This is a genomic window from Enterobacter sp. BNK-29 (genome assembly GCF_048684785.1).
In the GTDB taxonomy this organism is placed as follows: domain Bacteria; phylum Pseudomonadota; class Gammaproteobacteria; order Enterobacterales; family Enterobacteriaceae; genus Enterobacter; species Enterobacter cloacae_M.
Window position 1 is genome coordinate 1370610 of sequence record NZ_JBLQTU010000001.1, and the last position, 12700, is coordinate 1383309.

The 12700-nt window shown below is 58.2% G+C and carries 10 protein-coding genes and 1 riboswitch; of the genes, 5 read left to right on the plus strand and 5 right to left on the minus strand.

The window, feature by feature from the left end:
• The first annotated feature begins 48 nt into the window (after positions 1 to 48).
• The 3 genes from tolC (at position 49) to ACMGGX_RS06425 (ending at position 3550) form a co-directional block, all read left to right on the plus strand.
• Positions 49 to 1527 carry an outer membrane channel protein TolC gene (gene tolC / locus ACMGGX_RS06415; protein WP_032659905.1) on the plus strand — a complete coding sequence of 493 codons (1479 nt, stop codon included), beginning with the start codon at positions 49 to 51 and terminating at the stop codon, positions 1525 to 1527.
• A gap of 191 nt (positions 1528 to 1718) precedes the next feature.
• Positions 1719 to 2387, plus strand: coding sequence for a DUF1190 family protein (locus ACMGGX_RS06420; protein ID WP_023309204.1), 669 nt, complete (start codon positions 1719 to 1721; stop codon positions 2385 to 2387).
• A 2-nt stretch (positions 2388 to 2389) separates the two neighbouring features.
• The gene (locus ACMGGX_RS06425) at positions 2390 to 3550 is read left to right on the plus strand and encodes a glutathionylspermidine synthase family protein (protein ID WP_420298191.1); all 1161 of its coding nucleotides are present in this window, start codon (positions 2390 to 2392) and stop codon (positions 3548 to 3550) included.
• Positions 3551 to 3642: 92 nt separating this feature from the next.
• On the opposite strand, the gene ygiD is transcribed toward ACMGGX_RS06425, so the two are convergent.
• Positions 3643 to 4431, minus strand: a complete 789-nt coding sequence (gene ygiD / locus ACMGGX_RS06430; protein ID WP_047650096.1) for a 4,5-DOPA dioxygenase extradiol — start codon at positions 4429 to 4431, stop codon at positions 3643 to 3645.
• A 196-nt stretch (positions 4432 to 4627) separates the two neighbouring features.
• Here ygiD and zupT point away from each other — a divergent pair, with 196 nt between their 5' ends.
• Complete coding sequence (gene zupT / locus ACMGGX_RS06435) at positions 4628 to 5401, plus strand: zinc transporter ZupT (protein ID WP_033146665.1); 774 nt, start codon at positions 4628 to 4630, stop codon at positions 5399 to 5401.
• A 32-nt stretch (positions 5402 to 5433) separates the two neighbouring features.
• Here the strand turns inward: zupT and ribB are convergent, their stop codons facing one another.
• Positions 5434 to 6087 (minus strand): 3,4-dihydroxy-2-butanone-4-phosphate synthase, encoded by a 654-nt coding sequence (ribB, locus tag ACMGGX_RS06440; RefSeq protein WP_023309208.1) that lies wholly within the window; start codon positions 6085 to 6087, stop codon positions 5434 to 5436.
• Positions 6088 to 6193: 106 nt separating this feature from the next.
• A riboswitch (FMN riboswitch) is annotated at positions 6194 to 6344 on the minus strand.
• A gap of 119 nt (positions 6345 to 6463) precedes the next feature.
• Between ribB and ubiK the strand changes: the two genes are divergently transcribed.
• On the plus strand, positions 6464 to 6760 hold the full coding sequence (gene ubiK / locus ACMGGX_RS06445; protein WP_014071796.1) for a ubiquinone biosynthesis accessory factor UbiK: 297 nt from the start codon (positions 6464 to 6466) through the stop codon (positions 6758 to 6760).
• 113 nt (positions 6761 to 6873) lie between these two features.
• On the opposite strand, the gene hldE is transcribed toward ubiK, so the two are convergent.
• The 3 genes from hldE to ACMGGX_RS06460 are packed head-to-tail and all read right to left on the minus strand — an operon-like array spanning position 6874 to position 12523.
• Positions 6874 to 8304 (minus strand): bifunctional D-glycero-beta-D-manno-heptose-7-phosphate kinase/D-glycero-beta-D-manno-heptose 1-phosphate adenylyltransferase HldE, encoded by a 1431-nt coding sequence (hldE, locus tag ACMGGX_RS06450; RefSeq protein ID WP_029740691.1) that lies wholly within the window; start codon positions 8302 to 8304, stop codon positions 6874 to 6876.
• 40 nt (positions 8305 to 8344) lie between these two features.
• Positions 8345 to 11203: a bifunctional [glutamate--ammonia ligase]-adenylyl-L-tyrosine phosphorylase/[glutamate--ammonia-ligase] adenylyltransferase gene (gene glnE / locus ACMGGX_RS06455; protein WP_420298747.1), complete on the minus strand. Its 2859-nt coding sequence runs from the start codon at positions 11201 to 11203 to the stop codon at positions 8345 to 8347.
• Positions 11204 to 11221: 18 nt separating this feature from the next.
• Positions 11222 to 12523, minus strand: a complete 1302-nt coding sequence (locus ACMGGX_RS06460; protein WP_126796191.1) for an inorganic triphosphatase — start codon at positions 12521 to 12523, stop codon at positions 11222 to 11224.
• Between the last annotated feature and the right edge of the window lie 177 nt (positions 12524 to 12700).

The window sequence follows — 12700 nt, forward strand, 5'->3', positions numbered from 1 at the left end:
TTTTTTAATTAGATCAGCGCTAATACTGCTTCACAACAAGGAATGCAAATGAAGAAATTGCTCCCCATCCTTATCGGCCTGAGCCTGACGGGCTTCAGTGCAATGAGCCAGGCGGAAAACCTGTTACAGGTCTACCAGCAGGCACGTCTGGGCAACCCTGATTTACGTAAATCAGCGGCCGATCGTGATGCTGCGTTTGAAAAGATTAACGAAGCGCGTAGCCCCTTGCTGCCACAGTTAGGTTTAGGTGCAGATTATACCTACAGCAACGGTTTCCGCGACGCTAACGGCGTAAACTCCAATGCTACCAGCGCCTCACTGCAATTGACACAGACGCTGTTTGATATGTCCAAATGGCGCGCCCTGACCCTGCAGGAAAAGAGTGCGGGTATTCAGGATGTGACCTATCAGACCGACCAGCAGACGCTGATCCTGAACACTGCCACGGCGTACTTCAACGTGCTGAGCGCGATTGACGCTCTCTCCTACACCGAAGCGCAGAAACAGGCGATTTACCGCCAGTTAGATCAAACCACCCAGCGTTTCAACGTGGGCCTGGTCGCGATCACCGACGTGCAGAACGCCCGTTCACAGTACGATACCGTGCTGGCTAACGAAGTGACCGCGCGTAACAACCTCGACAACGCGCTGGAATCCCTGCGTCAGGTCACCGGGAATTACTATCCTGAGCTGGCGTCGCTGAACGTGGACAGCTTCAAAACGGATAAACCGCAGGCCGTTAACGCCCTGCTGAAAGAGGCGGAAAACCGCAACCTGAGTTTGCTGCAGGCGCGTCTGAGCCAGGACCTGGCCCGCGAGCAAATTCGTCAGGCGCAGGACGGCCATCTGCCAACCCTGAGCCTGAGCGCGTCTACCGGTGTCTCTGATACGACCTACAGCGGCTCTAAAACCAATACGTCCCAGTATGACGACAGCAATATGGGGCAGAACAAAGTGGGTCTGAGCTTCTCCCTGCCGCTGTACCAGGGCGGCCAGGTCAACTCTCAGGTGAAACAGGCGCAGTACAACTTTGTTGGCGCGAGCGAGCAGCTGGAAAGCGCCCACCGCAACGTGGTGCAGACCGTACGTTCCTCCTTTAACAACGTGAACGCCTCGATCAGCAGCATCAACGCCTATAAACAGGCCGTTGTGTCTGCACAGAGCTCTCTGGATGCGATGGAAGCGGGCTACTCGGTCGGTACACGTACTATCGTGGACGTGCTCGACGCGACCACCACGCTATACAACGCGAAACAGCAGCTCTCAAGCGCGCGTTACCAGTACCTGATTAACCAGCTGAACATCAAACAGGCTCTGGGTACGCTGAACGAGCAAGATCTGCAGATGCTGAACAGCGCGCTGGGCAAACCGGTCTCCACCTCTCCGGACAGCGTTGCACCGGAGAATCCGGAGCAGGTTGCCGCGGTTGATAACTTCAACGCTAACAGCAATACCCCTGCTGCACAGCCGGCCGCTGCGCGTACCACTACATCCGCCAGCAAAGGCAATAATCCGTTCCGTAACTAAGAGTGTCATCAGGTCCACTGCGGCCTGATGCCACCACCCCGTCCCTCTCCCACAGGGAGAGGGGCGCATCTGAATCACATCCGAACGTAAGCCAACGTAAAGATCCCCCTGATTCCGCCCCTCTTCGCTTCATTTTCAACCACTCATCCTCTATCCTGAGCGTTATTACCACTGGGTCCTGGAAGACAAAGATGAAACGGACAAAATCTATAAATCACGCTTCGTTCCGTAAGAGCTGGAACGCGCGTCACCTCACCCCTGTTGCGCTGGCGGTCACGGCTGTCTTTATGCTGGCAGGCTGTGAGAAAAATGACGAAACGGTTTCGCTGTATCAAAACGCAGATGACTGCTCCGCCGCAACCGGCAAAGCCGCTGAATGTAAAACGGCTTACACCAGCGCGCTGAAAGAAGCGGAACGTACTGCACCGAAATATGCCTCACGCGAAGACTGCGTGGCTGAGTTTGGTGAAGGTCAGTGCCAGCAGGCACCGGCTCAGGCAGGCACCGCGCCTGAAAATCAGGCGCAGGCGCAGTCCAGCGGCAGCTTCTGGATGCCGCTGATGGCAGGCTACATGATGGGTCGCCTGATGGGCGGCGGTGCGGGCTACCAGCAGCAGCCGCTGTTTAGCTCGAAAAACCCGGCCAGCCCGGCTTACGGTCAATATACCGATGCCAGCGGCAAAGGCTACGGCGCAGCGACCCCCGGCCGCACCGTGACCGTACCGAAAACGGCGATGGCGCCGAAGCCTGCGACGACCAGCACCATCACCCGCGGCGGGTTTGGTGAATCTGTGGCGAAGCAGACCAGCATGCAGCGTAGTGCGACAGGCACCTCCTCTACTCGCTCAATGGGCGGCTGATCATGGAACGAGTCAGTATCACCGAGCGCCCGGACTGGCGCGAAAAAGCCACCGAGTACGGTTTTAACTTCCACACCATGTACGGCGAGCCGTACTGGTGTGAAGACGCCTATTACAAGCTCACGCTGGCTCAGGTGGAAAAACTGGAAGAGGTGACGGCCGAGCTGCACCAGATGTGCCTGAAGGTCGTGGAAAAGGTCATCGACAGCGACGAGCTGATGGCAAAGTTCCGCATTCCGAAGCACACCTGGGGCTTTGTGCGCCAGTCGTGGAAAACGAATCAACCTTCGCTTTACTCTCGCCTGGATCTGGCGTGGGACGGCAAAGGCGAGCCTAAGCTGCTGGAAAACAATGCCGATACGCCAACCTCTCTGTATGAAGCGGCGTTCTTCCAGTGGATCTGGCTGGAAGACCAGGCCAATGCCGGAAACCTGCCGGAAGGCAGCGACCAGTTTAACAGCCTGCAGGAAAAGCTGATTGAGCGTTTTGCCGAGCTGCGCGAACAGCATGGCTTTAACCTGTTCCATCTCGCCTGCTGCCGCGACACGGAAGAAGACCGTGGCACGGTTCAGTATCTGCAGGACTGCGCCGCCGAAGCGGAAGTGGCGACCGAGTTTCTCTATATCGAGGATATCGGCCTGGGTGAAAAAGGTCAGTTTACGGATATGCAGGACCAGGTGATCAGCAACCTGTTCAAGCTATACCCGTGGGAATACATGCTGCGCGAGATGTTTTCCACCAAGCTGGAAGATGCTGGCGTGCGCTGGCTGGAGCCGGCCTGGAAGAGCATCATCTCTAACAAAGCCCTGCTGCCGATGCTCTGGGAGATGTTCCCGAACCACCCGAACCTGCTGCCAGCCTATTTTGCGGAAGATGATTACCCGCAAATGGAGAAATACGTCGTTAAGCCGATCTTCTCCCGCGAAGGCGCAAACGTCTCGATTATCGAAAACGGCAAGACGCTGGAAGCGGTTGAAGGGCCGTACGGCGAAGAGGGGATGATCGTCCAGGAGTTCTATCAACTGCCGAAATTTGGCGACAGCTATACCCTGATTGGCAGCTGGCTCATCAACGATCAACCGGCCGGGATTGGCATTCGCGAAGATCGCGCGCTGATCACGCAGGATCTGTCACGGTTTTATCCGCACATTTTTGTCGAATAGGCCGCGGCCTGATGCCCTCACCCCGCCCCTCTCCCACAGGGAGAGGATGCAAACACTAAAAACGGCAACCTGAGGTTGCCGTTTTGCTTTTATTATCCCACCTGTACCGAAAGCATACTCAGACTACCCATCTCAATACCGTCGACCGGGATCGTAACCGGTTCCTGACCATCCCACGCGCCAAGAACGTACAGCAGCGGCAGGAAGTGTTCCGGCGTCGGGTTAGAGAGCGAACCGCCTTCGTGATCCAGATAGTTCACCAGCGGATGCTCCTCAGCCGGGCCTTGCCAGGTCAGGTTCGCTTTGACGTAGTCGTTAAAAGAGGTTGCCCACGGGTACGGCGTGTTCTCACCGTGCCAGCGTGCGGTACGCAGGTTATGCACCACGTTGCCGCTCGCCACCAGCATGATGCCTTCATCACGCAGGGTTGCCAGCTTACGCCCCATCTCCAGATGCCAGGCCGCCGGTTTAGTACTGTCGATGCTCAACTGCACCATCGGGATATCCGCGTCAGGATACATTTTAATCAGCACGCCCCAGGAGCCATGGTCAAAGCCCCAGGCTTCTTTATCCAGCGTCACAGGGACAGGTGCCAGCAACTCTACCAGCTTTTGCGCCAGCTCAGGCGAGCCGGGGGCCGGATAATGCGTGTCGTACAGCGCCTGCGGGAAGCCGCCAAAATCATGAATGGTTTTTGGCGCTTCCATGGCGGTCACGCCTGTCCCACGGGTAAACCAGTGCGCAGACACCACCACGATCGCTTTCGGACGCGGCAACGTCTCGCCAAGATGACGCCAGGCGCGGGTATAGACGTTGTCTTCCAGAACGTTCATTGGGCTACCGTGGCCTAAAAACAGGGCTGGCATACGGGAAGAAGTCATGGTGATATCCTTACAGAAGGTGTCAATTTAATGGTGCTACATTACGCGTAATCCGGCAAAGATGAACGCAGATAAGCGTGAAGATCATCATCAGGAAATTTGAATGTAAGGAATGTGTAAAGCCGGGTTTTAACCCTCGCTTTGCCAGAAATGAATCATTTATATTAATGAGAATCATTATCAAAAGGAGCAATGCATGTCAGTCCCCCTGATCCTGACCATACTGGCGGGCGCCGCGACCTTCATCGGTGCGCTCCTCGGCGTGCTCGGCCAAAAGCCCTCTAACCGCGTACTGGCCTTCTCACTGGGCTTTGCTGCCGGGATCATGCTGCTGATCTCCCTGATGGAGATGCTTCCTGCCGCGCTGGGCACAGAAGGTATGTCTCCGCTGCTTGGCTACGGCATGTTTGTCTTTGGCCTGCTGGGATACTTTGCCCTCGATCGGATGCTGCCGCACGCGCATCCGCAGGATTTAATGCAGAAAAACGTGACGCCTATGCCGCGCAATATCAAGCGTACCGCCGTGCTGTTAACGCTTGGCATCAGCCTGCACAACTTCCCGGAAGGGGTCGCCACCTACGTGACGGCCAGCAGCAATCTTGAGATGGGCTTTGGCATCGCGCTGGCGGTCGCCTTACACAATATTCCTGAAGGACTGGCCGTCGCCGGACCCGTGTATGCCGCAACGGGATCGAAACGCACAGCGGTGTTCTGGGCGGGCATTTCCGGGATGGCCGAAATCCTTGGCGGCGTGCTGGCCTGGCTGATCCTTGGTAGCCTGGTCTCTCCGGTAGTAATGGCGGCGATTATGGCCGCGGTAGCCGGGATCATGGTTGCGCTTTCGGTGGATGAACTGATGCCGCTGGCGAAGGAGATCGATCCTAACAACAACCCCAGCTATGGCGTGCTGTGCGGAATGTCGGTGATGGGATTAAGTCTGGTTCTGCTGCAGACCGCAGGAATCGGGTAAAAAAACGCCGGGACTTCCCGGCGTTTTTATTTTCAGCTGGCTTTGCGCTCATGCGCCTGGCGATACTCAACCAGATCTTCAATCGTGACCACCGGCATGTTGTGCAGGCGGGCAAAGGTGATGCACTCCGGCGCGCGCGCCATGGTGCCATCATCGTTGGTCAGTTCGCACAGCACGCCAGCAGGTTTGAAGCCAGCCAGCGTCACCAGGTCGATCGTCGCTTCGGTGTGACCACCGCGGGTCAACACGCCGCCCGCCTGCGCACGCAGTGGGAAGACGTGGCCAGGACGGTGCAGATCGGATGGTTTCGCACCATCAGCAATCGCGGCACGTACGGTGGTCAGACGGTCAGCCGCAGACACACCGGTGGTCACGCCATGCGCTGCTTCAATGGTCACGGTAAAACCGGTACCAAAGGCGCTGGTGTTGTTTTCGACCATCATCGGCAGATCGAGCTGCTTACGACGATCTTCATTAATACACAGGCATACGATGCCGCTGCCGTGACGGATGGTCAGCGCCATCTGTTCAACGGTCATGTTTTCGGCGGCGAAAATCATATCGCCTTCGTTTTCACGGTTTTCATCGTCAAGCACCATCACACCGCGGCCTTCGCGCAGTGCATCCAGTGCATGTTCAACACGTTGAGTTGAAGTGCCAAAAGAGGAAAGTAGCGTCTGATTCATGGTAAAAAAACCTCATTAACATTATGGTTACCAGAATCAGGGCAGTCTTAGGAGCGCCGTATAAGCGGCAAAAAGATAACGTGAGCGGGCCCATGCCCGACTTGATCGTTACTCTCTCCCATCCGGACTCTAACCGTCGGCCCCGGAATTACACCGGATCTGCTGACCTTTGAGTTTTCACCCAAAGCGCTCGCGGGCTTTCAGCGTCACGCTGATTTACCGCCGGTGGGGAATTTCGCCCCGCCCTGAGAATAAGCGAGATAACTATAACGCTATTGATTATCCTGGGCAATGCATAAGCATCAAACAATTTTGTTTACCCCGGGCATGACGCGCTACAATGGACACTAACACTTTTCCATCAAGGGAAACGCCAATGATTGACCCGAAAAAAATTGAGCAGATCGCGCGTCAGGTTCATGAATCTATGCCAAAAGGCATTCGTGAATTTGGTGATGACGTAGAAAAGAAAATCCGCCAGACGCTGCAGGCGCAGTTGGTTCGCCTTGATTTAGTCAGCCGCGAAGAGTTTGACGTGCAGACCCAGGTTCTGCTGCGCACCCGCGAGAAGCTGGCGCTGCTGGAACAGCGTCTGACCGAGCTGGAAAACCGCAATGCGCCGGAAGAAGTGAAGCCGGCACCGGCTATTCCACCGGTGGATGACCAGGAGTAAGTGCTGGTTGTATCGCCCGGTGGCGCTTCGCTTACCGGGCCTACATATACGAGTAGGTCGGGTAAGGCGCAGCCGCCAACCGACATAAAAAACGGGCCAGCTGGCCCGTTTTTTTACTGACTGTCCTTCTGGATCTTCTTGATGATGTTGGTGGTTGAGCACCCGTCCTCAAAGTTGAGCACCATCACCTCGCCGCCGTTCGCCCAAACCTCTTCGCTACCCGCGATTTGCTCCGGCTTGTAATCCCCACCTTTTACCAGCAGGTCCGGCAGAATTCCGGCAATCAGACGCTGCGGGGTATCTTCTTCAAACGACACCACCCAGTCCACGGCTTCCAGCGCGCCGAGTACAATCATGCGCTGCTCGAGCGGGTTCACCGGACGCGTTTCCCCCTTCAGGCGTTTCGTCGATGCATCGCTGTTAACCGCCACAATCAGGCGATCGCCCAGCTTGCGCGCGTTCGCCAGATACGAAACGTGGCCCGCGTGCAGAATGTCGAACACGCCGTTGGTCATCACCACTTTTTCACCGCGCTTGCGCGCGGCGGCGACGGCCACCTTCAGCTCGTCTTCGGTCATGACGCCAAAACCGGTATCCGCACGACCGCGCACCGCGTTTTCCAGCTCGATTGGCGAAACGGTTGAGGTACCGAGTTTACCGACGACCACGCCCGCCGCTGCGTTAGCGAAGTAGCACGCCTCTTCCAGCGAGTTTCCTGCTGCCAGCGTCGCCGCCAGCACGCCGATCACCGTATCACCGGCACCGGTCACGTCGTACACTTCCTGCGCCTGGGTTGGCATATGCAGTGGCGCTTTGCCCGGCTGCAGCAGCGTCATCCCCTGCTCGGAGCGGGTGACCAGCAGCGCGGACAGCTCGAAATCAGCAATGATCTTCATGCCGCGCTCAACCAGCTCTTCCTCGGTTTTGCATTTGCCCGCCACCGCTTCAAACTCGGAGAGGTTTGGCGTCAGCAGGGTTGCGCCGCGATAGCGCTCAAAATCGGTCCCTTTCGGGTCGATCAGCACCGGCACGTTGGCTTTACGCGCCAGCTGAATCATCGTCTTCACGCTCGCCAGCGCGCCTTTGGCGTAGTCGGACAGCACCAGCGCGCCGATATTGCCCAGCGCCTGGTTGATACGCTCGTGCAGCGGCTCGGGATCAACGCCTTCGAACCCTTCTTCAAAGTCGAGGCGGATCAGCTGCTGGTTGCGCGACAGCACGCGCAGCTTGGTGATGGTCGGGTGGGTCGGAACAGAGACGAAGTCGCACTTCACGTTCACGTCCGCCAGCGACTTGCTCAGCGCGCGCGCCGCATCGTCGATGCCGGTCAGGCCAACCAGACGCGACTGCGCGCCCAGAGAGGCAATGTTCATCGCCACGTTTGCCGCGCCGCCGGGACGCTCTTCAATGGTGTCGACCTTAACCACCGGTACCGGTGCTTCCGGAGAGATGCGGCTGGTAGGCCCATACCAGTAGCGATCCAGCATCACATCCCCAACAACCATTACCCCAGCACGTTCAAACTCTGGCAGTGTTACTTTCATTTCTGACTCCAGAAAGATTCACAATTTGCGCGCGATAATATCACACTTGATTTGTTACGCACGGTTCCACCAGCCACTTCTGCCAGCTGGCCGTTACCTGAGCACGTTCATGAGCAAAACAGTCCAGCGCCACGTGCCCCGGCTGCTCCTGCAACGCCAGGTGATGAAGCTCATCGCGAAGCGTCGTGTAGGCGCGGGTTAAAGCCTGCGCCTCCTGCTCGTCCATGATGTCGTTTTGCGCCAGCAGCTCCAGAATGCGCACGTTATCGGACCAGCGCGTCAGCTTCGGCTTGTCGTGGGCGTGCAGCAGCACCAGATACTGGGTAATGAACTCAATATCGGTAATCCCGCCCTCGTCGGCTTTAATATCAAAGCGATCGCGGTGTTTATTGCCGAGATGCGCGCGCATTTTCTCGCGCATTTCCCGCACTTCTGTTTGTAATGTGGCGCCCTCTCGCACCGTCGTCATAACGTCCTTACGGATGACGTCAAACTGCGTTTTGAGCTGCGGATCGCCGTACACCACGCGAGCGCGCACCAGCGCCTGATGCTCCCACGTCCAGGCTTCATTCTTCTGATAATCGGCGAAGGATTCCGTCGAGGTCACCAGCATGCCCGCCGCGCCGGACGGACGCAGACGGGCATCCACTTCATACAAAATGCCCGACGAGGTGCGGGTGCTGAACAGGTGCATGATGCGCTGCGCCAGGCGCAGGTAGAACTGGCGCCCGTCAATTTCACGCTCGCCGTCGGTCATTACGTCAACCGGGCAGTCGTGGAGGAAGATTAAATCCAGATCGGAGCTATAGCCCAGCTCCCAGCCGCCAAGCTTGCCGTACCCCACGACCGCGAATCCGCGTCCTTCACGTTCGGCCAGGTGTTTCGGCTGGCCGTAGCGCGCCACCATCTGCACCCACGCCTGATGGACCACCGCGTCAATGATCGCCTCTGCCAGCCAGGTTAAGTGATCGCTCACTTTCATCACCGGCAGCGTTCCGGCGATGTCCGCCGCCGCCACGCGCAGCATCTGCGCCTGCTTAAACTGGCGCAGCGCCTCCAGCTGTTGCTCTTCGTCCTCTTCCGGCACGCGCAGCAGATACTGACGCAGCTCGTCCCGGTAGGCATCCGTCGCCGTTGGCTGATACAGCGTGTTCGGATCGAGCAGCTCATCCAGCAGCAGCGGGTAACGCGCCAGCTTGTTGGCCACCATTGGCGACGCGGCGCAGAGCGTAATCAGGTGCTTCAGCGCCCCCGGAAACTCGCTCAGGAGCTCCAGATAGGTGGTACGCGTGATAATCCCGCTCAGCAGCGGCATCATGCGTGACAGCGGAACCGGCGCGTCCGCCCGCGAGCAGACCTCGCTCAGCAGGTGCGGCATCAGGTGATCCAGCACCTGACGGCCGCGCGGGCCGATGGCGCGTTTGTTCAGCTCAAGACGGAAATCAGCGATCAGCGCCACCACGCGATGGCGCGCGTCGTCGGTTAAGTGCGTCAGCACCGGCGTGGTGTCATCTTCCTGGAGCGCGTCCTGCCACAGCTCGCGCCAGTGCTCGGAAAGCGAATCGTCCTGCGATTCGCTTTCGTCATCACCGATCAGCTCGTTAAAGATGCGGCGCACGCCTGCCATATGGGCATCCAGCCGTTCGGTTAACGCTGACCAGTCGTCCACGCGCATGCCCCAGGCCAGGCGCGCCCGGTTAAGGTCATCGCCCGGCAGGGTCTGGGTCTGTTCGTCGTTGATGCTTTGCAGCAGGTTTTCCAGACGGCGCAGGAACAGATAGGCCTCGCGCAGGGTTTGCGCGTCGCCGTCCGGCAGCAGGTGCAGCTGCTCGATGGCGCTCAGGGTCGGCAGCAGCGAGCGGGACTGCAGGGACGGCTCACGGCCACCGCGAATAAGCTGGAAGACCTGAACGATAAATTCGATTTCGCGGATGCCGCCCGCGCCGAGCTTGATGTTGTCCTTCAGCCCGCGACGGCGCACCTCACGGGCGATCATCCCTTTCATATTACGCAGGGACTGGATCACGCTGAAGTCGATATAGCGACGGAATACGAACGGGCGCAGCATGGCGCGCAGCTCGTTGGCGTAAACGTCGTCGCTGTCGCCCATGATCCGCGCTTTAACCATCGCATAGCGTTCCCAGTCGCGCCCCTGCTCCTGGTAGTAATCCTCCAGCGCGGCAAAGCTCAGCACCAGCGGTCCGCTGTCGCCAAACGGGCGCAGGCGCATGTCCACGCGGTAAACAAAACCGTCCTGCGTCGGCTGATCCAGCGCCTTAATCAGACGCTGGCCGAGGCGGGTAAAGAACTGGGCGTTGTCGAGCTCGCGACGGCCGCCGCGCGTGGAGCCGTTCTCGGGCCAGGCAAAAATCAGGTCGATGTCGGAGGAGAAGTTCAGCTCGCAGCCGCCCAGCTTGCCCATCCCCAGAATCAGCAGCGGCTGAGGAACCCCTTCCTCGCTGCACGGCGTGCCCCACTCTTTACAGCAGGCGGCGTAGAGCCAGTCGCGCGCGGCGACAATCAGCGTTTGCGCCAGCTCGCTTAGCTGCTGCAGCGTGCTCTCTTCGCTCACCAGCTCCAGCGCCTGAGCCCAGGCAATGCGTACCATCACCCGACGGCGGAACTGGCGCAGGACGCGCATCAGCGTCGCTTCATCCGCAACGTCTTCGAGCGCGGTTTGCAGCCAGCCGGCGTAATGCCGCCACTCGTCCGCCTGCGGCGGTGCGTTCTCAAGCTCCGCCAGCCAGTCCGGGTTGGCGGTGATACTTTCCTGCACAAAATCACTGAAGGCGAGCACGCTCTTCGCCTGCTCGCTTAACGATGACGCCGGTAATGACTCAGGCAGACGTTCGCAAACGGTCTGCCACTGCTGCTGTAACGGTGAAGAAAGCGGCATTATAGGGGTTCCTTGCCAGAGTTAACGTTTTCCGCTGTGCAGCCAGAACGGCTCCTGCGAAATGGCTTCGTTACGGAAATGCTCAATCTCAATATGCTGGCGGGTTTCAATGGCATGCTTCAGCCCCTGCCAGTTTTCCAGCCAAGCCTGGGTTTTAACGCCGTCATAAGCGCCGGAAAGCAGCAGCATGCTGTCGATGTTGCGCGACAGACGAGGAAGCTGATCGCCATACTGATCGCCGAGCGGATACGCAAAGGTGCTCTTCAGCTCGGCGGCATGACGGGAAAGATGAATATCCGCGAAACGCTTAAAGTTTTCCGCGATTTTGGTCTCCGCTTTCGCATCCAGGAAGGCGCGCCAGCCGCGCGTCACCAGAAACTCGGTCAGCGCCAGTTTTGCCGAAGCGGCCTGCGGGCTGTAGATCGCCGTTTGCGCCGATACGTCGGAGAGCATCAGCGTTTCGGTTTGCGTCAGCAGGTCACGTAAGTGAGCGCTCGCTTTGCGAGGAACAATACCGCCGAACAGCGTCAGGGTATGGCGCACCAGGGCAATCGCCGCCAGCACGTGGGATTTCGCGTTTTTCACATTTCGCACCCACAGCTCTTCATGGTATTGCCACTGAGAAAGCGCCAGCTCCAGCGCGGCTTCCAGCCCCTGTTCAACGCTGGCTTTCGGCGCAACGTGCAGGATGGTCGTCTCTCTCAGCACGCGCGGCGCATTTCCGGCGGCCAGATGGTAACCCCGCGCGGCTTTACTCAGGCTTCCCTGACGCAGTCCGGACTGGTTCACCAGCCTGCGCGCCAGCTTCAGCACGTCATTTGCGTCCCCTTCCAGCAGCTCAAGCTCGAGTTCGCAAATCGGTTCCTGAAACTCACCCGCCTTCACGTCCCCCAGATCGAGGGCGATTTCGATGCGGCTTTTGCCTTCCGTCACCAGCCATTTCTCGCGCCAGAAATCGGTGCTGAACAGCGGCTGCACCTGTTCCGCCAGCGTGGAAGGCAGCTCGCCATCCGGCCAGACTTCCGCCGGGAAACGTTCCAGCTCAAGTTCCGGCTTGCTGATGTCGATATTGTATTCCGGGCGCTGATGTAAACCGCCGACCACGCGGCCAGCAATTTTCATCGTCATCTCGTAGCGCCCGCTCGCGCCGCGGATGCGCAGCCCCATATCGTGGCGGCGCAGCCAGCTGTCTGGCGTTTCATAATAGATATTAAGCAGTTGTACCGGTGCATGGTGTTCGCCGGAAAGCGTATGCAGATGCTGGCGGAGTGCGTCAACGCTGTCTTTTTCGACGATAAACTTTAATTCGATTTCTTGTGCCATAGCCTTGTACTTTTGCGGGCGTCACAGACGCGTCAATGAGGGCGAACTTCCTCGCCATTTGTTTGTCAGTACATAGTATTTTGCGCCAAATTGCCATGCAACGAGCAATTTGTCGGGCGTAAATGTATAGAGTCGTGACACAGATGATTCTGATTGCTGACGAATGCTTTGCGTAGA